The following is a 19,472-nucleotide window of genomic DNA, read 5'->3' as shown; positions in this document are numbered from 1 at the left end:
GGAGGGACACATGCGCGGGATCGGCCGGCTGGCCCGGGAATCAGGCCTGACGGTGAGCGCCCTGCGGTTCTACGACGGCGCCGGGGTGCTCGTGCCGGCCCGCGTGGACCCGCAGAGCAACTACCGCTGGTACAGCGACGAGCAGGTCCTCGTCGCCCGGCTCGTGGCGCGGCTGCGCCGGGTGGGCATGCCGCTCGCCGAGATCAGCCGGGTCGTCGAGCACCGGGACGACGCCGCCGTCGTCGACGCCCTGCTCCAGGCGCACCTGACGCGCCTCGAGGACGGTCTGGCCGACGCCCGCCGTGAGCTCTCCGCCGCCCGTTCCCTACTCGCTCCGGAGAGCTCCGTGACCAGCATCCGCACCACCACCGCCGCCCTGCTCGACGCCGCCCGCGCGGTCCGCTTCGCCGTCGGCCCCGACGCCGCGCTCCCCATGCTCACCGGCGTGCTGCTCGACGTCGCCGACGACGCCGTCCGCCTCGTGGCCAGCGACCGGTACCGCCTGGCGGTGCGCACGCTGGCCGCCGACGTCGACGGCCCGCCGGTCAGCGCCATCCTGCCGATCGACCTGGTCGACGAGCTGCTCGGGACGACGGCGACCGGCCCCGCGGCGATGCGGGTGGCGGGCGGCGACGTCGCGGTCGAGCTGCCGGGGCGGACGCTGCGCGGACGACGCGTCGACGCCGACTTCCCCGACTACCGGCGCCTCCTGCGCGGTTCGGGCAGCGCCCAGGTGGAGATCGACGTCGCCCGCTTCCGCGACGAGCTGGCCGCCGCCCCCACCCGGACGGTCCGCCGCCCCGAGGACGGCGTCGAGGAGACCGCCATGGTGCTCACCTTCGGCGCCGTGGAGGTCGGCGTGAACCGCGACTACCTGCTGGAGGCGCTCGACGCCGAGGACGCCGGCCAGCTGGTGCTCGACCTGGACGGCCCGATCGCCCCGCTGGTCCTCCGCGGGGCCGGCCGGGACGGCGACCTCAGCATGCTGATGCCGATCAGGCTCGACTGACGGCGGTGCGGTCCAGGACCAGCCGGACGGTCTCCTCCGGCTGGTCCCACAGCGGGAAGTGGCCCGAGCGCGCGAACCAGTGCAGCTCGGCGTCGGCAAACGCCGCGACCGCCCGGGCCGCCTGGCGGGCGAGGGTCACCCGGTCGCGGCGACCCCAGCCGATGGTCAGGCGCCCGGGCAGCGTGCCGGCCGGCGCCCCCTGCTGCTTCGGCCCGCGGGCCAGGTCGTCGAGCACCGCGCTGAAGGACGGCGAGTCGACGTAGCCCTCGAGCTCGGTGCGGACGACGTCGGCGTCCAGGGCCCAGGGGCGGGCGGAGAACTGCGCCAGCAGGGCGGTCCGGCCGGCCGGGTTGCCCAGCAGGGCGGGCAGGGCCGGGCGGATCCGGCGGAGCAGCCCGACCGACGCCGCGATGCTGGCGCGGAAGACCGCCGCCTCCCGGTCGGTCCAGAACCCGCCCGGGTCGAGGGCGACGTTGTCCGCACCGATCCCCCGGCGGCCGAGCTCCAGCACCATCCGGGCGCCGAGCGAGCTGCCGACCAGCGGGGCGTCGGCCAGCCCCTCGGCGCGCAGCCAGTCCTGCAGGGCATCGGTGAGCGCGGCGAGGGACGGATCGGGCAGCGGCGGGGTGTCCCCAGCGAACCCCGGGAGGTCGACGGCGACGACGCTGCGGTGCGCGCTCAGCCCGGGGAGCACCGGCTGCCAGGTGCGCCACGACCCGCCCAGACCGTGCACGAGCACGAGCGGGGGACCGGATCCGGTGCGGTGCGCGGCGAGCTGCATCCGCTGGCCCTACCCGCTCCGGCGGCCGGGAGTCCCCGTGATCGCCGCGGGGCTGCCGCACTCCCGTGACGGACCGGTCCGACGTGCGGCGCTCACGTGGGGACCGAGCCACCCGCACGCCGGCGGCCCGGCACGTCCAGCAGGGCCAGGGCTGCCACCGCCGGGAGCAGCGACCCCAGGGCGACCAACGCCAGGGCCGGTCGCTGGGCGCCGGCGCCGGTGAGCACTCCCCCGGCGAGCGGCGCCACGAGTCCCGCGCAGCCCCAGCCGGTGAAGACCCGGCCGTAGGCCCGGGGGAAGGCGCGCACCCCGACCTGGTCCGCCGTGACGGCCGGGACCAGCGCGGACACCGCGCCGTAGGCCAGCCCCGTGCCGGCGAAGGCGCCGAGGACGAGCCAGGGAACCGTCGGTCCGCCGAGACCCACCGCGGAGACGGCGGCGACGCCCAGCGCCGTCGCCAACGCTGCCGGCCGGCCGATCCGGTCGGACCACCAGCCGGCCACCAGCCGCCCGACCAGGTTGCCCGCGGCCAGCAACGAGACCGCCGCGCCGGCCGCGCCGGAGGTCAGACCGCGGTCGGCGGCCACCGGGGCAGCCACGGCGAACACCAGGAGCCCGGGAGCGGCGCCACCGGCGAAGAGCACCCAGAGCAGCACGAGGGTCCGCCGCGGCAGCGGCCCGGCCGCCGCCGTGCCCCGGCGGACAGGGCGGTCGGCGGGGGCGAGCAGCGCCGCCCCCGCCAGCAGGCCGCCGACCACCACGGCCAGCGCGCCGAGGCAGGCTCGCCAGCCGGCAGCGGCGAGCGCACCCGGAGCAGTCAGGCCGAGGAGCACCGGACCGGCGGCATAGGCGGCGACGACCAGGCCGGTCGCCGTGCCGCGGCGGGAGCTGGTGGACCGGGCGGCGAGCCCGACCGCGACGCCGTAGGCGAGTCCGCTCGCGGCACCGAACAGCACCCCGACCCCGCCCCACAGCGCCAGCGGGTGCGGCACGGCCGCCGCTCCACCGAGGCCGCCGGCCGCCAGCCCGGCGGCACCGCCGAGCAGCCGCCGTGGCCCGACGGCAGGCAGCGCCCGGCCCGCGGCCAGCAACGCGGCCGTGAACACGGCGATCGAGACCGCGAAGACGGCGGCGCCCGCGGAGCCCGGTGCGCCGACGTCCGCGGCCGCCTGCTCGGCGAACAGGCTCCAGCCGAACAGCGTCCCGGCGGCGAGGTTCGCCACCGCGCCGGACACGACGGGCCGCTCCACCTGGGACCCTCCGGGCTCGGCAGCGGTGGACCCGGCTCACCGTCCCCGCCCCGCCGTCCCCCCGTCAAGCAGCCCCGTCGAGCGCGCCTCGCACCCGGCGCGGGGAGACACCCCGGGCATCCCGTTCGGCATCCGCGCGCGACATGCCGGACGGCCCTCACCCGTTACGTCACGGCGCGCCGTCCCCCGCCGCGACCCATCGCCGACCGGGGCGTCGGGTGCCTTGACCGCCTCCGGTGGACGGGACGAGCGTCCGCCTGGTCCGGAGGGCCGAGCGCCCCTCCGCCGGTGCACCCGGAGGTCCGACATGGCCGTCTACCTGTACCGCTGCCCCGACCACGGCACGACCGAGACCCGCTGCGCGATGGGCGCCGCCCCGGCCGCCGTCGAGTGCCCGGCCTGCGGCTCGACCGCCGCCCGGGTCTTCACCGCCCCCCGGCTCTCGTTCGGCTCCCCGGTGCGCCGCGCCTTGATCGAACGCACCGAGCGCACCAGCGACCGACCCGACGTCGTCTCCGCCCCGCCCCCGGGGCCACGTTCAGGCCCGCGGGCCGACGTGCTGCGCAACCCGGCCCTGAGCCGGCTGCCCCGGCCCTGAGGGCGGGGCCTCCGTAGATCCCGATCGACCGCACGAGAGGGGAGGGACCGAGATGGCCAGCGTCGGTCTGCTGTACGTGGGAGCGGTCCTGATCGTCAACGGCCTGATGCTGCTGGGCCGGGTGGACGCCCGGGCGGCCGCGCCGTTGAACTTCTTCGTCGGCGCGCTCCAGGTCTTCACGCCGACCTACCTGATCATCACCTCGGGGGGCGACCCGGACGTCGTCCTCGGCGCCTCCGGGCTCTACCTGTTCGGCTTCACCTACCTGTACGTGGGCCTGAACCTGACCCGCGGCCTGGACGGCACCGGGCTCGGCTGGTTCTCCGCGTTCGTGGCGGCCTGCGCCGTGGTGTACGCCGGGCTGAACTTCGGCCGGCTGGACGACCCTGCCTTCGGGGTCATCTGGCTGTACTGGGCGGTGCTGTGGGCGCTGTTCTTCCTGGTGCTCGGGCTGGGCCGGGAGGAGCTCACCCGGTTCACCGGGCTCGTCGCCGTCGTCGCCGGGGTGGTCACCTGCGCCATCCCCGCCTTCCTGCTGCTCACCGGCGTGTGGGCGGAGAACGTGACGACGGCGGCGATCGTGCTCGCCGTCGTCCTGCTGCTCTCCCTGGCCCTGTTCCCCGCGTTCCGGGACCGGCGCACTCCCCAGCCGCACGGCGACGGCGCGGCGGACCAGCCCGTGCCGGCCGCGGCGGAAGCACCGGCCGAGCGGCGGGGGTGAGGCCCTGCCCCGAGTCGTCGGCCGACCGTCCCTCCAGCCAGATCCGAGCCAAGGAGCCCAGTCCATGCCCGAGCGCGTCTTTCCCCTCGACTCCAGCAAGCCGTTCACCGAGCAGCGGTACACCGGTCACAACCGCTGGCACCCGGACATCCCGGCGAACGTCACCGTCCGCCCCGGTGACACCTTCCGGGTCGACTGCCGGGAGTGGTTCGACGGCGCCATCCACAACGACGACTCCGCCGACGACATCCGGGACGCCCCGCTGTCCACGGTGCACTGCCTGAGCGGCCCCTTCGCCATCGAGGGCGCACAGCCGGGGGACCTGCTGATCGTCGACATCCTCGACGTCGGCCCGATCCCGCAGGAGGACTCCGGCCCGCTCGCCGGACAGGGCTGGGGCTACACCGGCATCTTCGCGAAGGAGAACGGCGGCGGGTTCCTCACCGACCAGTTCCCCGACGCCTACAAGGTGATCTGGGACTTCGCCGGGCAGACCGCCACCTCCCGGCACGTGCCCGGGGTCTCCTTCACCGGCATCGTGCACCCGGGCCTCATGGGCACCGCACCGTCAGCGGACCTGCTGGCCCGCTGGAACCGCCGCGAGCAGGCGCTGATCGACACCGATCCCGACCGCGTGCCACCGCTGGCGCTGCCCCCGCTCCCCCAGGACGCCATCCTCGGCACGCTGCAGGGTGCCGACTACGACCGGGTGGCCGGCGAGGCCGCCCGGACCGCCCCGCCCCGGGAGAACGGCGGCAACCAGGACATCAAGAACCTCACCAAGGGCAGCCGCATCTTCTACCCGGTGTTCGTCGACGGCGCGAAGCTGTCGCTCGGTGACCTGCACTTCTCGCAGGGCGACGGCGAGATCACCTTCTGCGGCGCCATCGAGATGGGCGGCTTCATCGACCTGCACGTCGACCTGATCAAGGGCGGCATGGAGACCTACGGCGTCGGCGAGAACGCCATCTTCATGCCGGGCAACGTCGATCCGCGCTACGACCGCTGGCTGGCGTTCTCCGGCACCTCGGTCACCCTCGACGACGAGCAGCGCTACCTGGACTCGCACCTGTCCTACCAGCGCGCCTGCCTGCACGCGATCGACTACCTGACGAAGTTCGGCTACACGCCGGAGCAGGCCTACATGATCCTCGGCGCGGCACCGATCGAGGGCCGGCTGTCCGGTGTCGTCGACATCCCGAACTCCTGCTCGACGGTGTACCTGCCCACCGGGATCTTCGACTTCGACGTGGCGCCCTCCGCGTCGGGGCCGGCCCGCATCGACCCCGGCACGGGCGTGCCGAAGTCCAGCTTCTGACCCTCGCCCGCCCACAGCCCACCCCGACCTGAGGAGCCCCCCGTGCCCGACGTCATCTTCGAGATCAACCGGGACCTGAGCGTGCCGATGCGCGACCAGGCCGTGCCCGGCCACAACCGCTGGCACCCCGACATCCCGCCGGCCACCACGGTCGCCCCCGGCGGCACCTACCGGATCGAGTGCAAGGACTGGACCGACGACCAGGTCCGCAACACCGACGACGCCGACGACATCCGCGACATGAACATCGACCCGTGCCACGTCCTCAGCGGGCCGTTCGGGATCGAGGGGGCGGAACCCGGCGACCTGCTGGTCGTCGACATCGTCGACATCGGCCCCTTCCAGGAGCAGGAGTGGGGCTACACCGGGATCTTCGCCAAGGAGAACGGCGGCGGGTTCCTCACCGACTACTCGCCCGGGGCCTCCAAGGCGATCTGGGACCTCGACGGGATCTGGACCAGCTCCCGTCACGTCCCCGGGGTGCGCTTCATCGGCAACTCCCACCCGGGGCTCTTCGGCTGCGCGCCGTCGCCGGACCTGCTGGCGGAGTGGAACCGCCGCGAGCAGGCGCTGATCGACCAGAACCCGGACCGGGTCACCGGCGACATCCCGGCGCACCAGGGGGACGTGGCCGGCGCACCGCAGGTCCCGGCGCTGGCCCTGCCCCCGCTGCCCAAGGACGCGCTGCTGGGGACGCTGCGCGGTGCGGATCTGGACCGGGCGGCCGCCGAGGCCTGTCGCACCATCCCGCCGAGGGAGCACGGGGGCAACGTCGACATCAAGGACCTCGGCGTGGGCAGCCGGGTCTACATGCCGGTCTACGTGCCCGGGGCGAACTTCTCCATCGGTGACCTGCACTTCGCCCAGGGCGACGGGGAGATCACCTTCTGCGGCGCGATCGAGATGCCCGGCTACATCGACCTGCACTTCGACCTGATCAAGGGCGGGATGGACCGCTACAAGCAGTCGATGCCGTTCTTCAAGCCCGGCCGGGTCGGCCCCAACTACTCGGAGTTCCTCACCTTCGAGGGGATCAGCGTCGAGGACGGCCGCAACTACTACATGAACGCGACCGTCGCCTACCGCCAGGCCTGCCTGAACGCCATCAACTACCTGATGCCGGCCATGGGCTGGACCTTCGAGCAGGCCTACCTGTTCCTCGGGGCGGCACCGATCGACGGCCGGATCGGCGGGGTCGTGGACATCCCCAACAGTGCGGTCTCGATCAGCATCCCGTTGTCGATCTTCGACCGGAACATCCTGCCCGACGGTGCCGGCGGGGGCCGGGACCTGACGGCGGACTGATCCACGGAGGTGGTGCGGGGCGGGCCCGGCCCGCCCCGCCCGCCGCCCTCCCCCATCCCCGAGAGGAGCACCGCGTTGCCGCTGTACGAGTTCCGCTGCCCCGAGTGCGGCCCGTTCGACCTGCACCGCGAGATGCGGAACGCCGCCGCCACGGCGCCGTGCCCGGCCTGCGACCGGACGGCGTCGCGCCACTACCGCGTGGGCGTCGGGCGCCCCCCGTCCGGCGGCCTCCGCGACGCCGGCCGCGCGGACCGCGCCCGCGTCGACCGGGCGCGCAGCGGGGAGCCGGTGGTCACCGGTCCACCCACGGGACGTCGCCTGCCCGGCGGCACGGCCCATCGGCACTGATCCGAGGGCGGGACCGGCCGCCCCCGGCTACGGTCCACAGCACCCGCACCGCTCCGGACGGAGGGCCATGCCGCTCGTCTCCCGCCTCTCGACCACCCCGGTCAAGGGCACCGCCCTGCACCACCCGGAGGCCGTGACGGTCACCGGCAACGGAGTGCCGGAGAACCGGCGCTTCCACCTGGTCGACGCCCGGCGGCGGCTGTTCAACGGCAAGCAGCACGGTCCGCTCGTGCAGCTCACCGCCGAGTTCGACCCCCGCGGGGACCACCTCGACCTGCGGTTCCCCGACCGTCCGCCCGTGGCGGGCCGGACCACCGAGCTCGGCGAGGCCGTGCGCACGGACTTCTACGGGCGCGACGTCGACGGGCACGTCGTCGAGGGGCCGTGGTCGGCCGCGCTCAGCGACTTCGTCGGGCAGGAGGTGCACCTGGTCGCGGTCGACCGACCCGGTGACGCCGTCGACGTCCACCCGGTCACGCTGATCTCCACCGCGACGCTCGAGCACCTGCGCCGGGTGACCCCGGACGGGGAGCGGCTGGACCACCGCCGGTTCCGGATGCTCGTGGAGGTGGACGGCTGCGACGTGCACGAGGAGGACACCTGGGCCGGCCGGCGCGTGCGGATCGGCGGGGTCACCGTCCAGGTGGTCGGACCGGTGCCGCGCTGCGTCGTGACCAACGAGAACCCGGAGAGCGGGAAGGTCGACTTCGGCACGCTGAAGGCGATCGTGCGGTACCGCGGCGAGCTCGCGACCGACCTCAGCACGCCGGTGGCGCACCTGCCGGACAACGGCGCGGTGATCCTCGGCATGTACGCCACCGTGGAGCAGCCCGGCGAGATCGCCCTCGGCGACCCGGTCGAGCTCCTCGACGAGACCGCCGTCCGGCCTGCCCGACCCGCCCCCTGACCCGAGGAGCACCGATGCCACGGCCCACCGACCACGAGCTGTTCGACCTCGGGGACGTCGTCCTGCAGGGCGGCGCGACCCTGCGCGGAGCACAGCTCGCCTACAAGACCTACGGCACGCTGAACGCGGACAGGTCCAACGTGATCGTCCACCCCACCTGGTACAGCGCCTGGCACGACGCGAACGACTGGGCGATGGGCCCCGGCCTCGCGCTGGACCCGGACGAGTACTTCATCGTCGTCCCCAATCAGCTGAACAACGGCCTGTCGACGTCGCCGAGCAACACCCCGCCGCCCTACGACGGGCCGAACTTCCCGCACGTGACCTTCTACGACCAGGTCGAGGTGCAGCACCGGCTGCTCACGCAGAAATGGGGCATCGAGTCGGTGGAGCTGGTGGTCGGGTCCTCCATGGGCGCCGGCCAGACCTACCAGTGGGCAGTCAGCCACCCGGAGATGGTGAAGCGGGCGGCCCCGATCGTCGGTTCGGCGATCACCAGCGAGCACAACCAGGTCTTCCTGAAGAGCCTGCGGGCGGCGCTCACCCTCGATCCGGCGTTCGCGGGCGGACGCTACCGGCCGGATGCGCTCCCCACCGCCGGCCTGCGGGCCTTCGCCCGGATCTACGCCGGCTGGGGCCTCTCCCAGGCCTTCTACTGGCAGCGGGAGTACCGCAACCTCGGCTTCTCCTCCCTCGAGGACTTCCTGGTCGGCTTCTGGGAGGGATTCTGGCTCGACGAGCGCGACCCCAACGACCTGTTGGGGATGCTGTGGACCTGGGAGCACGGCGACGTCGGGAAGACCCCGGGCTTCGACGGCGACACCGAGGCGGCGCTGCGCTCGATCCGCTGTCCGCTGGTGGCCATGCCGGCGAAGACGGACCTCTACTTCCCGCCGGAGGACGAGGAGTGGGCGTCGCAGTTCATCGAGCACGGTGAGGTCCGGGTCATCCCGACCGTCTACGGGCACTTCGCCGGCCTGGGGCAGAACCCGGCCGACAACGAGTTCATCGACCGGGCGCTCAAGGAGCTGCTGGGCCGCCCGGCCTGACGCCGGACGGCTCGGATCTCTCTCGGCAAGGTGCGGGGTTGCCCCGCGCGCTCAGCTCAGCGGGCTGCGCGGGAGCAGGCGGTCGCTGATGATCCGCTTCTGGATCTCGCTGGTGCCCTCGAAGATGGTGGTCAGCCGGGCGTCGCGCCAGTGCCGCTCGACCTGCCGCTCGGTGGTGTAGCCGTTGCCGCCGTGCAGCTGCATGGCCTGGTTGGTCACCCGGATCGACATCTCGGTGGCCTCGAGCTTCACCATCGACGCCTCCTTGGCGACCGGCAGCCCGAGGTCCAGCAGGTGCGCGACCTGCCGGTAGAAGGCCCGCGACTGCTCGATCTGCGACGCCATCTCGGCGATGTTGAACCGCAGCGCCTGGAAGTCGGCGATCGGGTGGCCGAACTGCACGCGTTCCTGCAGGTAGCGGATCGAGTCCTCCAGCGCGGCGCGGGCCAGGCCGACGGCCCGGGCGGCGGTGTGCACCCGGGCGGTGTTGAGGAACTTCTGCGCCTCGGCGAACCCGGCCTGCTCGGCGGCCTCGCCCTCCTCGGCGCTCTCCTCCTGGGCGGCCCTCGCCTCGTCGATCACGTTCCCGCGCGGGATCCGGACGCCGTCGAAGGTGAGGTCCCAGGTCAGGAAGCCGTGGTAGCCGATCTTGTCGATCGGGTGCCCGGTGAGCCCCGCGGGGAACTCGCCCCGCTCCTTCTCCAGCAGCAGGTTGACCAGGCCGGTGGACCGCGACTCCCCCGGCTCCGGGTCGCGCTCGCGCACCAGGACCTGGATGAAGTCGGCGGCCTTGGCGTTGCCGCACCAGCGCTTGTGCCCGGTCACCACCCACTCTTCGCCGTCGAGCACCGCGCGGGTGGAGACGCCGGCCAGGTCGGAGCCGGCGTCGGGCTCGGACAGCGCGATCGCGCCGATCCAGTCGCCGCGCGCGCTGCGGCGCATCAGCTCGTGCCGGCGGTCGGCGTCGAGCACCGCCGTCCCCAGGCCCTGGGACCGGGCCAGGATGCTGGCCGTCGACATCCAGGCGCGCGCCAGCTCCTCGCTGACCATGCAGTACTCGAAGACGCCGAGGCCCAGACCGCCCTGCTCGGCGGGGACGGTGATGCCGAACCAGCCCCGCTCGGCCATGCCGGTCAGCAGCGACGCCGGGATCTCGCCCTTCTGCGGGTCGAGCTCGTCGGCGACCGGGAGCACCTCGTCGATCGCGAAGCGCCGGGCCTGCTCCTGCAGCGCCTCCCGCTCGGGGGTGTGCCACGGCGGCAGCAGCGCCGGGGGCTGCGGCTCCCAGATCTCGGCGGCGGGTTCGCTGGCGGGGCTGGCGCTCGACGTCATCGTCGGTCGGCCTCCTCGGTCGGGCGGACGGTTCGCATTCCCTTGGCGGCTGGTCCTTCCCCCCGCACGATGCCCTCACCCCCGGAGGTGACCAGCGTCACCGGCATGATCTGACAACGACTTCACAGAGATGACAGCCATCTGTTAGAACTACGGCGTGGCGGTGCCCGAGCGACTGGACGTGACGCTGCGGCTGGTCCGCAACGCCGGGACGGCGACGCTCAGCGACCTGGCCGCGCGGCTCGGTGTCAGCGAGATGACCGTCCGCCGCGACCTCGACGAGCTGCAGCGCCGCGGCCTCGTCACCCGCATCCGTGGCGGCGCCACGGCGGTCGACACCCCGGAGAACGGCTTCGCCGCCCGTGCCGGGTGGCAGGCCGGGCTCAAGGAGCGCATCGGCCGGGCCGCGGCGGAGCACGTCCGGCCCGGCTCGACCGTGCTGCTCGACGCCGGGACGACGACGGTGCACGTGGCGCGGGCGCTGCTGGACCGGGCGCCGCTCACCGTGGCCGCGCTGAGCCTGCCGGTCGCCGCGGTGCTGGCCGACCGGCCCGGCATCCGGCTGCTCGTGGTCGGCGGCGAGGTGCGCGCCGGTGAGGGCAGCCTCGCGGGCCCCGTCACCGCCACGGTGCTGGCCACCCTCTCCTTCGACGTGTACGTCATGTCGATCGGCGGGATCACCCCCGGCGGGTGGTCGGAGTTCACCCTCGAGGACGCCGCGGTGAAGCAGGCCGGGCTGCGCCAGGCCGACCGCGCGCTCGTCGTGGCGGACGCCGGCAAGCTCGGCGTCCGGGCGTTCGCCCGCGTCGCGGACCTGCCCGCCGCCGGGCACCTGGTCACCGACGCCAGCGCCCGCGATCCCCGGCTCACCCCGGCGGCGCAGGAGACCCTCGCCGCCCTCGACGACGCGGACGTGGAGGTCACCACCGCATGAGCCTGATGATCCTGGTCGCCGGCCCCTACCGGAGCGGCACCGACGACGACCCCGGCCGGATCGCGGCCAACCACCGCCGCATCCAGCAGGCCACCCTGGAGCTGTTCCGCGCCGGCCACCTGGCGGTCAACGGCGAGGACCTCGCGCTGCCCCTGGCCACGCTGGCCGGCTCGACGCGGGTCGGCGACGGCGCTTTCGTCGAGGTGTTCCACCCGATCGGCCGCCGGCTGGTCGCCCGCGTGGACGCCGTCCTCCGGCTGCCCGGGGCGTCGGCCGGCTCCGACGAGATGGTCGCGCTCGCCCGGGCCCGCGGCATCCCGGTCTACACCGACGTCGCCGCCGTCCCGGCCGCGGCGTGACCGGCGTCCCGGGGATCGACGTCCCCGACTTCCGGGGCCGCACCGGCCTCGACCGGGCCGGGCGCGACCTGACCGGCAACCCCGACGTCGTCGTGCGGGACGTGGAGCTGCTCGCCGGCGGCTGGCACGTGCTGCGCCGGACCACCCTGGACCGTCGCCGCAGCGACGGCGAGTGGGTGACCGAGCAGCGCGAGACCTACGACCGGGGCAACGGCGCGACGCTGCTCCCCTACGACCCCGAGCGGCGCACCGTGCTGCTCACCCGGCAGTTCCGCTACCCCGTCTACGTCAACGGGCACCCCGACGGGCTGCTGCTGGAGGCCGCCGCCGGGCTGCTGGACGACGACGCCCCGGAGGTCGCCATCCGGCGGGAGGCCGAGGAGGAGCTCGGCGTCACCCTCGGCGAGGTGCAGCACGTGTACGACGTCTTCATGAGCCCCGGCTCGGTGACCGAGCGGCTGCACTTCTTCGCCGCGCCCTACCGCCCGGCCGACCGCACGTCCGCCGGCGGCGGGCTCGCCGACGAGGGCGAGGACATCGAGGTCGTCGAGCTGCCCTTCGACGACGCCCTCGACATGGTCGACGACGGCCGGATCGCCGACGCCAAGACCGTGATGCTCCTCCACTGGGCCGCGCTGCGGGGGCCGTTCAGGAGCTGAGCCGGTCCTGCGCCAGCCGGATGTAGTGCTCGACCAGCGAGGCGTCGTCGACCGTGCCGGAGTTGACCGCCTTCGCCGGGTCCACGCCCTGGAACAGCCGCTTGAGCGGCACCTCGAGCCGCTTGCCGGTCCTGGTGTGCGGCACGCCGGGGACGGCGATCACCTCGTCGGGCACGTGCCGCGGGCTGGCCTGGGTCCGGATCGCCGACCGCAGCCGCTCGACCAGGTCGTCGGTGAGCTCCTCCCCCGGCGCGAGCTGCACGAACAGCGGCATCCAGTAGCCGCCCCCGGGCAGCTCCACGCCGAGGACGACGCAGTCGACGACCTCCGGGAAGCCCTCCACGGCGGCGTAGATGTCGGCGGTGCCCATGCGCACCCCGCCGCGGTTGAGCGTGGAGTCCGACCGGCCGGTGATCACGCAGGTGCCCCGCTCGGTGATCTCCAGCCAGTCGCCGTGCCGCCAGACGCCGGGCCACGGCTCGAAGTAGGCCGCGCGGTAGCGGGCGCCGTCCGGGTCGTCCCAGAAGTACAGCGGCATGGAGGGCATCGGCTCGGTGACCACCAGCTCGCCGAGCTCGCCGACCACCGGCTCGCCCTGCTCGTCCCACGACTGCACGGCCACGCCCAGCATGGGCCGCTGCAGCTCGCCCACCGTGACCGGGAGCAGCGGCGAGCCGCCGATGAAGCCGGTCGCGACGTCGGTGCCGCCCGACGCGGAGACCAGCTGCAGGTCGGTGCCCACGGCGTCGTAGACCCAGTGGTACGAGGCGTCGGGCAGCGGGGAGCCGGTGCAGCCGAGCACGCGCAGCGCGGAGAGGTCGTGGTCGTCGCCGGGCCGGACGCCGGCCTTCTGGCAGGCGCCCAGGTACCCAGGGCTCGTGCCCAGCAGGGTGATCCCGACCTCCGCGGCGAGGGCGAACTGCGCATCCACCGTCGGGTAGGTGGGCGCCCCGTCGTGCAGCACCGCCGTGGCGCCCGACAGGAGCGAGGAGGCGACGACGTTCCACATCATCCAGGCGGTGGAGGTGTACCAGTAGAAGCGCGCGCCCGGCGCCAGGTCCTGGTGCAGCAGCCCCCACTTGAGGTGCTCGAGCACCACCCCGCCGTGCCCGTGCACGATGCCCTTGGGCAGCCCGGTGGTGCCCGAGGAGTAGACGATCCACAGCGGGGCGTCGAACGCCGTCGGCTCGATCACCGGGTCCTGCGCGTCGGCGACGGCGTCGGCCCAGGCCAGGGCGTCGTCGGGCACCTCGTCGGGGAACAGCCGGGGGACGGCGATCGTCGTCCGCACGGTGGGCAGCGCCTCGCGCAGCTGGGCCACGACCTCGCGCCGGTCGTGCGCGCGGCCGTTGAACCGGTAGCCGTCGACGGCCACGAGCACGGTGGGCTCGATCTGGGCGAACCGGTCGAGCACCGCGCGGGTGCCGAAGTCCGGGGCGACCGACGACCACACCGCCCCGACCGCGGCCGCGCCGAGGAAGGCGACGATCGTCTCCGGCACGTTGGGCAGGTAGCCCGCGACCCGGTCGCCGGGGCGCACGCCCAGCCGGCGCAGGGTCGCGGCGAAGGCGCCCACCTGGCCGCGCAGCGCCGCCCAGGAGATCTCGGCCGGCTCGGCGTCCTCGGTGACGGCGATCAGCGCGGGCCGGTCGTCGGCGGCCTGCCGGAACACCTGCTCGGCGTAGTTCACCGTCGTCCCCGGGAACCAGACGGCGCCGGGCATCTCGCGGGTGGGCAGCACCTGCTCGTCGGGGACGCCGGGCAGCACGCCGGTCCACTCCGCGAGGTCGCCCCAGAACTGGTCGAGGTGCTCGACCGACCAGCGCCAGAGCCGGTCGTAGTCGACCGGATCGCCGAAGGAGAGGCCGCGGCGCTCGGCCACCCAGCGGGCGAACGCGGCGATCCGGGTGGCGCCGATCGACTCGGCGGTGGGCTGCCAGAGGATCTCGGGAGCGGGCACGCCCGCACGATGCCATCCTGGGCCCGCGCCGGCCACGGCGCCGCGTCCCCGACCGCAGGAGGGCCCGTGCTGCCCGACCCCACCGCCGAGCGCAACGTCCTCGGTGGACCGCTCGAGCCCTGCGGCACCGACCCGGTCACCGGGTTCTACCGCGACGGGCACTGCGCCAGCGGCCCCGACGACCTGGGCCGGCACACCGTCTGCGCCGTCGTCTCCACAGAGTTCCTCGCGATGCAGCGGGAGCTCGGCAACGACCTGAGCACCCCGCGCCCGGAGTACGGCTTCCCGGGGCTCCGGCCGGGCGACCGCTGGTGCGTCGTCGCCGTCCGGTGGCTGCAGGCCTACCAGGCGGGGGCGGCGTCGGGGGTCGTGCTGGCCGCCACGAACGCCCGGGCGCTGGAGGTCGTCCCGCTGGAGGCGCTGCGGCAGCACGCCGTCGACGTGCCCGACGACATCGGCGACCTGGGCTGAGCCGGGCCGGAATGAACGCCCGGCCGACGGCGCTGCGGCGGGCATGAGCGACCTCCTCGACCTGCCCGTGACCACGCTGCAGGGCACCGCCACCACGCTGCGGGAACTGACCGGCGGGCGCGCGGCGCTGGTGGTCAACGTGGCGAGCCGGTGCGGGCTGACCCCGCAGTACACCGGCCTGGAGGCGCTGCAGCAGCAGTACGGCGCCCGCGGCTTCACCGTCGTCGGGGTGCCGTGCAACCAGTTCAAGGGCCAGGAGCCCGGCACGGCCGAGGAGATCGAGGAGTTCTGCTCGGCCACCTACGGCGTCACCTTCCCGATGACGGAGAAGGTGGAGGTGAACGGCCCCGGTGCGCACCCGCTGTTCCGGCAGCTGACCGCGACGCCGGACCTCGACGGCGCCGCCGGCGACGTCCAGTGGAACTTCGAGAAGTGGGTCGTCGACGGGACCGGCCAGGTCGTCGCCCGTTTCCGGCCGCGCACCGAGCCCGACGCCCCGGAGGTCCGCGCGGCGATCGAGTCGGTCCTCCCCGCCTGACCCCGCGGGGTCGGCCGGGAGCGCCTAGGTTCGGGGGCATGGCCGATCTGCGCTTCTGGTTCGACCCGGTCTGCCCGTTCGCCTGGATGACCAGCAAGTGGGTCCGCCAGGTGAGCGCCCAGCGGGAGTACGCCGTCGAGTGGCGGTTCATCTCGCTGCGGCTGCTGAACGCGCACGTCGACTACGACGCGCACTTCCCGCCCGAGTACGAGGCCGGGCACACCGCCGGGCTGCGGCTGCTGCGCATGGCCGCTCGCGCCCGGGAGGAGCACGGCCCCGAGGCGGTCGGCCCGCTGTACGAGGCGCTGGGCGGCCAGATCTTCGAGACGCCGAACGAGCCCGGGCACGAGGTCCGCCGCGGCACCCGGGAGTTCGTCGAGCCGGTCCTGGCCGGTCTGGGGCTGCCGGCCGACCTCGCCGCCGCCCTCGACGACGACTCCCGGGACGCCGCGCTGCGCGAGGAGACCGACGAGGCGCTGGCGCTGACCGGCAAGGACGTCGGGACGCCGATCCTGCACTTCCGGCCGCCGGAGGGCGTGGCCTTCTTCGGGCCGGTCATCAGCCGGCTGCCCAGCGACGACGAGGCCGTCGAGCTGTGGGACCACGTCGTGGGGCTCGCCTCGTTCCCGGGCTTCGCCGAGCTCAAGCGCAGCATGCGCGAGCGGCCGCAGCTGCCCGCGTTCGGCGTGCAGCCGGGCGAGGCCGGCCGGCAGGAGGACTGGCACGGCGGGAGCCGACGGCAGAAGAAGTGACCGCGCCGCCGGTACCGCCGCACGTCGGCCGGCACCGCGGTACGACGCGGTCCCGCCCACTCCACCGCGGTACCGGCACCGCGGGCCCACGACGGGCCGAGGCGAGCTAAGGTAAGCCTTATCTGATCTCCGCCGTCCGTCCCGGGAGCTGCTCGTGGCCACCACGGTCGACGTCCCGGCCCGGGGCGCGGCACGCTCGCCGGTGCGCGCCCGGCGGCTGGGCACGCTGGCCCTGCTGCTGGTGCTCGTCGCCGCCGCCGCGCTGGCGAGCATCGCCGTCGGCACCCGCTCGATCGGCGTCGGTGACGTCTGGGCCGCGCTCGTGGACTCCTCGCTCGGCACCGAGGAAGCGGTGATCGTGCGACAGCTCCGGGTGCCGCGCACGGTGCTGGGGCTGATGGTGGGCGCCGCGCTCGGGCTGGCCGGCGCGCTCATGCAGGGTCACACCCGCAACCCGCTCGGCGATCCCGGGCTGCTGGGCGTCACCGCCGGCGCCAGCCTCGCCGTCGTCCTGGCCATCTCCGCCCTCGGCATCACCACCCCCAGCGGCTACGTCTGGTTCGCCTTCGCCGGGGCGCTGACCGGCACCGTGCTGGTGTACGCGATCGGCTCGGCCGGGCCGGGCGGGGCGACCCCGGTCACGCTCGCGCTGGCGGGGGCGGCGCTCTCCGCCCTGCTCTACGCCCTGGTGCGCGCGATCCTGGTCAGCGACCAGCAGACGCTGGACAGCTTCCGGTTCTGGGTGGTCGGCTCGCTGGCCGGGCGCGACGCCGGCATCGCCTGGCAGGTCGCCCCCTTCCTCGCGGTCGGCGTGCTGCTCGCCCTGCTCAACGCACCGGCGCTGAACCTGCTCGGCCTGGGCGAGGACGTCGCCCGCGGCCTCGGCCAGCGCATCTGGCTGGCCCGGGCGGTCGGGCTGGCCGCCGTCACCCTGCTCTGCGGGGCCGCCACCGCGGCCTGCGGGCCGATCGCCTTCGTCGGGCTCGTCGTGCCGCACGCCGTCCGGGCGCTGACCGGCCCCGACCACCGCTGGCTGCTGCCCTGCTCCGCCCTGGCCGGGGCCGCGCTGCTGCTGGTCGCCGACGTGGTCGGCCGGGTCGTGGCCCGCCCCGGCGAGCTGCAGGTGGGCATCGTGCTCGCGCTGATCGGCGCGCCCTTCTTCATCGCGCTGGTGCGCCGGCGCCGGACGGCGGGGCTGTGAGCGTCGCGGCCCCGGCGCGGCCCGCCGGCCCGGGCGGCGCCCCGCGCCCGCCCGTCCGCCGCGGCCGGGCGGTGCGCATCGGTCCGGTGTCCGCACTGCTGCGCTGGCGGCAGCTGGCCGTGCCGGCCGCCGGCTTCGCCGCGCTCGTGCTGGTCGCCGCGCTCAGCATGGGCCGCGGCGACTTCCCGATCGGCGTGGGCGAGGTGCTGCGCACGCTGGCCGGCCTCGGCGAGGGCCCGCAGGAGTTCATCGTGCTGGAGCTGCGGGCTCCGCGGGTGGTGGTGGGCGCGCTGGTCGGCCTGGCGCTGGGCGTGTCCGGTGCGCTGTTCCAGACCTTCGCCCGCAACCCGCTGGCCTCGCCGGACACGCTCGGCATCACCACCGGCGCCTCGGTGGGTGCGGTGGCGGCGATCGTGCTCAGCGGCAGCACCTCCGCCGGCGCGCTCCTGGGCGGCCTGGGCATCCCGCTCGCCGCCCTGCTCGGCGCGCTGGCCACCGGGGCGCTGCTCTTCGGCCTCACCTGGCGGGCCGGCGTCGACGGGTACCGGCTGGTGCTGGTCGGCATCGCCCTGTGGTCGGTGGGCACCGCGCTCACCGACTGGCTGCTCACCAACGCCGAGATCTACGACGCCGCGTCGGCGTACGTGTGGATCACCGGGTCGCTCAACGCCCGCACCTGGAGCGACGCCCTGCCGCTGACGGTCGCCGTCGTCGTGCTGCTCCCGCTCGCGCTGGCCGCCTCCCGGGTGCTCACTTTGCTGCAGTTCGGCGACGACACCGCCCGCGGCCTGGGCGTGCGGCTGGCCGGGGCGCAGACCGCCGTCGTCCTGCTGGCCGTGGGGCTGGTGGCGTTCGCGGTGTCGGCCGCCGGCCCGATCACGTTCGTCGCGCTGGTGGTGCCGCAGATCGCGGTGCGGCTCGCCGGCGGCGCCCGGCCCCCGCTGCTGGCGTCGGGCGTCCTCGGCGCGCTGCTCGTCGTGGGAGCCGACCTGGTCACCCGCACGCTGCTGCCGCAGGCCCTGCCGGTCGGCATCCTGACCGCCGCCATCGGCGCCCCCTACCTGCTCTGGCTCCTGGTCCGTGGAAGGCGGCGATCCACCGTATGACCGAGCTCCTGCCCCGCGCCCGTCCCGACGCGATCAGCGAGGAACGCGTGCGCCTGGCCGCCGAGCACGTCCGGCTGGCCTACGACGAGCAGGTGGTCGTCGACGACCTCGACCTCGAGCTCACGGAGGGCTCGTTCACCGCGATCGTCGGCCCCAACGGCTGCGGCAAGTCCACGCTGCTGAAGGCGCTGGGGCGGCTGCTGCGCCCGACGTCGGGCCAGGTCCTCCTCGACGGGCGGGCCATCGCCCGGACCCCGACGCGCGAGGTCGCCAAGGTGCTGGGCCTGCTGCCGCAGACGCCGGTCGCCCCCGAGGGGCTCACCGTCGGCGACCTGGTCGCCCGCGGCCGGCACCCGCACCAGAACTGGCTGCGCCAGTGGTCCCGGGACGACGAGGCGGTCGTCGCCGAGGCGCTGTCGTGGACCAGCATGAGCGAGCTCGCCGACCGCCCGGTGGACGCGCTCTCCGGCGGCCAGCGGCAGCGGGCCTGGATCTCCATGGCCCTGGCGCAGGGCACCGACCTGCTGCTGCTGGACGAACCGACGACCTACCTGGACCTCTCGCACCAGATCGACGTGCTGGACCTGGTGGGCCGGCTGCACGCCGAGCGCGGGCGCACCGTCGTCGTGGTGCTGCACGACCTGAACCTCGCCGCCCGCTACGCGCAGCGGCTGGTGGCCATGAAGGACGGTGCGCTGGTCGCCTCCGGGACCCCGGCCGAGGTGCTCACCGAGCAGCTGCTGGCCGACGTCTTCGAGCTGGAGGCGCGGGTGATCACCGATCCGGTGGCGGGCTCCCCGATGGTCGTCCCGGTGCGCCGGCTGCGCTGAACGGCCCCCGCCCTCCTCGCCGCTTAGGGTAGGCTAACCTTCGT

General features: G+C 74.6%; 21 protein-coding genes. 17 read left to right on the top strand and 4 right to left on the bottom strand.

Annotation, left to right across the window (positions count from 1 at the left end; all coding sequences use genetic code 11):
* Window positions 1–10 precede the first annotated feature (10 nt).
* Entirely contained in the window at window positions 11–1,009 is a 999-nt protein-coding gene (locus tag O2W17_RS10795) for a DNA polymerase III subunit beta family protein (RefSeq protein WP_269192435.1), read from the top strand.
* Here O2W17_RS10795 and O2W17_RS10790 read toward each other — a convergent pair.
* Both O2W17_RS10790 and O2W17_RS10785 read right to left on the bottom strand, forming a co-directional pair.
* Window positions 996–1,790 (bottom strand): alpha/beta fold hydrolase, encoded by a 795-nt coding sequence (locus tag O2W17_RS10790; RefSeq protein ID WP_269192434.1) that lies wholly within the window; start codon window positions 1,788–1,790, stop codon window positions 996–998. The two genes, O2W17_RS10795 and O2W17_RS10790, sit on opposite strands and share 14 nt — an antisense overlap.
* A 92-nt stretch (window positions 1,791–1,882) precedes the next feature.
* Complete coding sequence (locus tag O2W17_RS10785) at window positions 1,883–3,040, bottom strand: MFS transporter (protein WP_269192433.1); 1,158 nt, start codon at window positions 3,038–3,040, stop codon at window positions 1,883–1,885.
* Between the two features lie 307 nt (window positions 3,041–3,347).
* Here O2W17_RS10785 and O2W17_RS10780 point away from each other — a divergent pair, with 307 nt between their 5' ends.
* The 7 genes from O2W17_RS10780 (at window position 3,348) to O2W17_RS10750 (ending at window position 9,286) form a co-directional block, all read left to right on the top strand.
* The gene (locus O2W17_RS10780) at window positions 3,348–3,638 is read left to right on the top strand and encodes an FmdB family zinc ribbon protein (protein ID WP_269192432.1); all 291 of its coding nucleotides are present in this window, start codon (window positions 3,348–3,350) and stop codon (window positions 3,636–3,638) included.
* A 52-nt stretch (window positions 3,639–3,690) separates the two neighbouring features.
* On the top strand, window positions 3,691–4,359 hold the full coding sequence (locus tag O2W17_RS10775; protein ID WP_269192431.1) for an AmiS/UreI family transporter: 669 nt from the start codon (window positions 3,691–3,693) through the stop codon (window positions 4,357–4,359).
* 64 nt (window positions 4,360–4,423) lie between these two features.
* Entirely contained in the window at window positions 4,424–5,677 is a 1,254-nt protein-coding gene (gene fmdA / locus O2W17_RS10770) for a formamidase (RefSeq protein WP_269192430.1), read from the top strand.
* Window positions 5,678–5,719: 42 nt separating this feature from the next.
* On the top strand, window positions 5,720–6,982 hold the full coding sequence (fmdA, locus tag O2W17_RS10765; RefSeq protein ID WP_269192429.1) for a formamidase: 1,263 nt from the start codon (window positions 5,720–5,722) through the stop codon (window positions 6,980–6,982).
* Between the two features lie 75 nt (window positions 6,983–7,057).
* Window positions 7,058–7,330, top strand: a complete 273-nt coding sequence (locus O2W17_RS10760) for an FmdB family zinc ribbon protein (protein WP_269192428.1) — start codon at window positions 7,058–7,060, stop codon at window positions 7,328–7,330.
* A 67-nt stretch (window positions 7,331–7,397) separates the two neighbouring features.
* The gene (locus O2W17_RS10755) at window positions 7,398–8,237 is read left to right on the top strand and encodes an MOSC domain-containing protein (RefSeq protein WP_269192427.1); all 840 of its coding nucleotides are present in this window, start codon (window positions 7,398–7,400) and stop codon (window positions 8,235–8,237) included.
* Between the two features lie 14 nt (window positions 8,238–8,251).
* Complete coding sequence (locus O2W17_RS10750; protein ID WP_269192426.1) at window positions 8,252–9,286, top strand: alpha/beta fold hydrolase; 1,035 nt, start codon at window positions 8,252–8,254, stop codon at window positions 9,284–9,286.
* 51 nt (window positions 9,287–9,337) lie between these two features.
* Here the strand turns inward: O2W17_RS10750 and O2W17_RS10745 are convergent, their stop codons facing one another.
* Window positions 9,338–10,618 carry an acyl-CoA dehydrogenase family protein gene (locus tag O2W17_RS10745; RefSeq protein ID WP_269192425.1) on the bottom strand — a complete coding sequence of 427 codons (1,281 nt, stop codon included), beginning with the start codon at window positions 10,616–10,618 and terminating at the stop codon, window positions 9,338–9,340.
* Between the two features lie 163 nt (window positions 10,619–10,781).
* On the opposite strand from O2W17_RS10745, the gene O2W17_RS10740 reads away from it, so the two are divergent.
* The 3 genes from O2W17_RS10740 to O2W17_RS10730 are packed head-to-tail and all read left to right on the top strand — an operon-like array spanning window position 10,782 to window position 12,570.
* Window positions 10,782–11,552 carry a DeoR/GlpR family DNA-binding transcription regulator gene (locus O2W17_RS10740; RefSeq protein ID WP_269192424.1) on the top strand — a complete coding sequence of 257 codons (771 nt, stop codon included), beginning with the start codon at window positions 10,782–10,784 and terminating at the stop codon, window positions 11,550–11,552.
* Window positions 11,549–11,911, top strand: coding sequence for a DUF4406 domain-containing protein (locus O2W17_RS10735; RefSeq protein ID WP_269192423.1), 363 nt, complete (start codon window positions 11,549–11,551; stop codon window positions 11,909–11,911). The genes O2W17_RS10740 and O2W17_RS10735 overlap by 4 nt, the downstream gene beginning before the upstream one ends.
* Window positions 11,908–12,570, top strand: a complete 663-nt coding sequence (locus O2W17_RS10730) for an NUDIX domain-containing protein (protein ID WP_269192422.1) — start codon at window positions 11,908–11,910, stop codon at window positions 12,568–12,570. The genes O2W17_RS10735 and O2W17_RS10730 overlap by 4 nt, the downstream gene beginning before the upstream one ends.
* Here the strand turns inward: O2W17_RS10730 and O2W17_RS10725 are convergent.
* Window positions 12,560–14,530 (bottom strand): acetoacetate--CoA ligase, encoded by a 1,971-nt coding sequence (locus tag O2W17_RS10725; RefSeq protein WP_269192421.1) that lies wholly within the window; start codon window positions 14,528–14,530, stop codon window positions 12,560–12,562. The two genes, O2W17_RS10730 and O2W17_RS10725, sit on opposite strands and share 11 nt — an antisense overlap.
* 66 nt (window positions 14,531–14,596) lie before the next feature.
* On the opposite strand from O2W17_RS10725, the gene O2W17_RS10720 reads away from it, so the two are divergent.
* From O2W17_RS10720 to O2W17_RS10695, 6 genes are all read left to right on the top strand, one after another.
* Complete coding sequence (locus tag O2W17_RS10720) at window positions 14,597–15,001, top strand: DUF2237 family protein (protein ID WP_269192420.1); 405 nt, start codon at window positions 14,597–14,599, stop codon at window positions 14,999–15,001.
* Window positions 15,002–15,044: 43 nt separating this feature from the next.
* On the top strand, window positions 15,045–15,539 hold the full coding sequence (locus O2W17_RS10715) for a glutathione peroxidase (RefSeq protein ID WP_269192419.1): 495 nt from the start codon (window positions 15,045–15,047) through the stop codon (window positions 15,537–15,539).
* 38 nt (window positions 15,540–15,577) lie between these two features.
* Window positions 15,578–16,291 carry a mycothiol-dependent nitroreductase Rv2466c family protein gene (locus tag O2W17_RS10710; RefSeq protein WP_269192418.1) on the top strand — a complete coding sequence of 238 codons (714 nt, stop codon included), beginning with the start codon at window positions 15,578–15,580 and terminating at the stop codon, window positions 16,289–16,291.
* 154 nt (window positions 16,292–16,445) lie between these two features.
* Window positions 16,446–17,492, top strand: coding sequence for a FecCD family ABC transporter permease (locus tag O2W17_RS10705; protein ID WP_269192417.1), 1,047 nt, complete (start codon window positions 16,446–16,448; stop codon window positions 17,490–17,492).
* Between the two features lie 86 nt (window positions 17,493–17,578).
* Window positions 17,579–18,598 carry a FecCD family ABC transporter permease gene (locus tag O2W17_RS10700; protein WP_269192416.1) on the top strand — a complete coding sequence of 340 codons (1,020 nt, stop codon included), beginning with the start codon at window positions 17,579–17,581 and terminating at the stop codon, window positions 18,596–18,598.
* Window positions 18,595–19,428, top strand: coding sequence for an ABC transporter ATP-binding protein (locus O2W17_RS10695; RefSeq protein ID WP_269192415.1), 834 nt, complete (start codon window positions 18,595–18,597; stop codon window positions 19,426–19,428). The genes O2W17_RS10700 and O2W17_RS10695 overlap by 4 nt, the downstream gene beginning before the upstream one ends.
* The last annotated feature ends 44 nt before the right edge of the window (window positions 19,429–19,472 follow it).

Origin of the sequence: Blastococcus sp. VKM Ac-2987 (genome assembly GCF_026967805.1) — a bacterium.
Taxonomy (GTDB): domain Bacteria; phylum Actinomycetota; class Actinomycetes; order Mycobacteriales; family Geodermatophilaceae; genus Blastococcus.
Note: the sequence above shows the minus strand (reverse complement) of the source record. Positions and strands in the feature narration are given on the sequence as shown.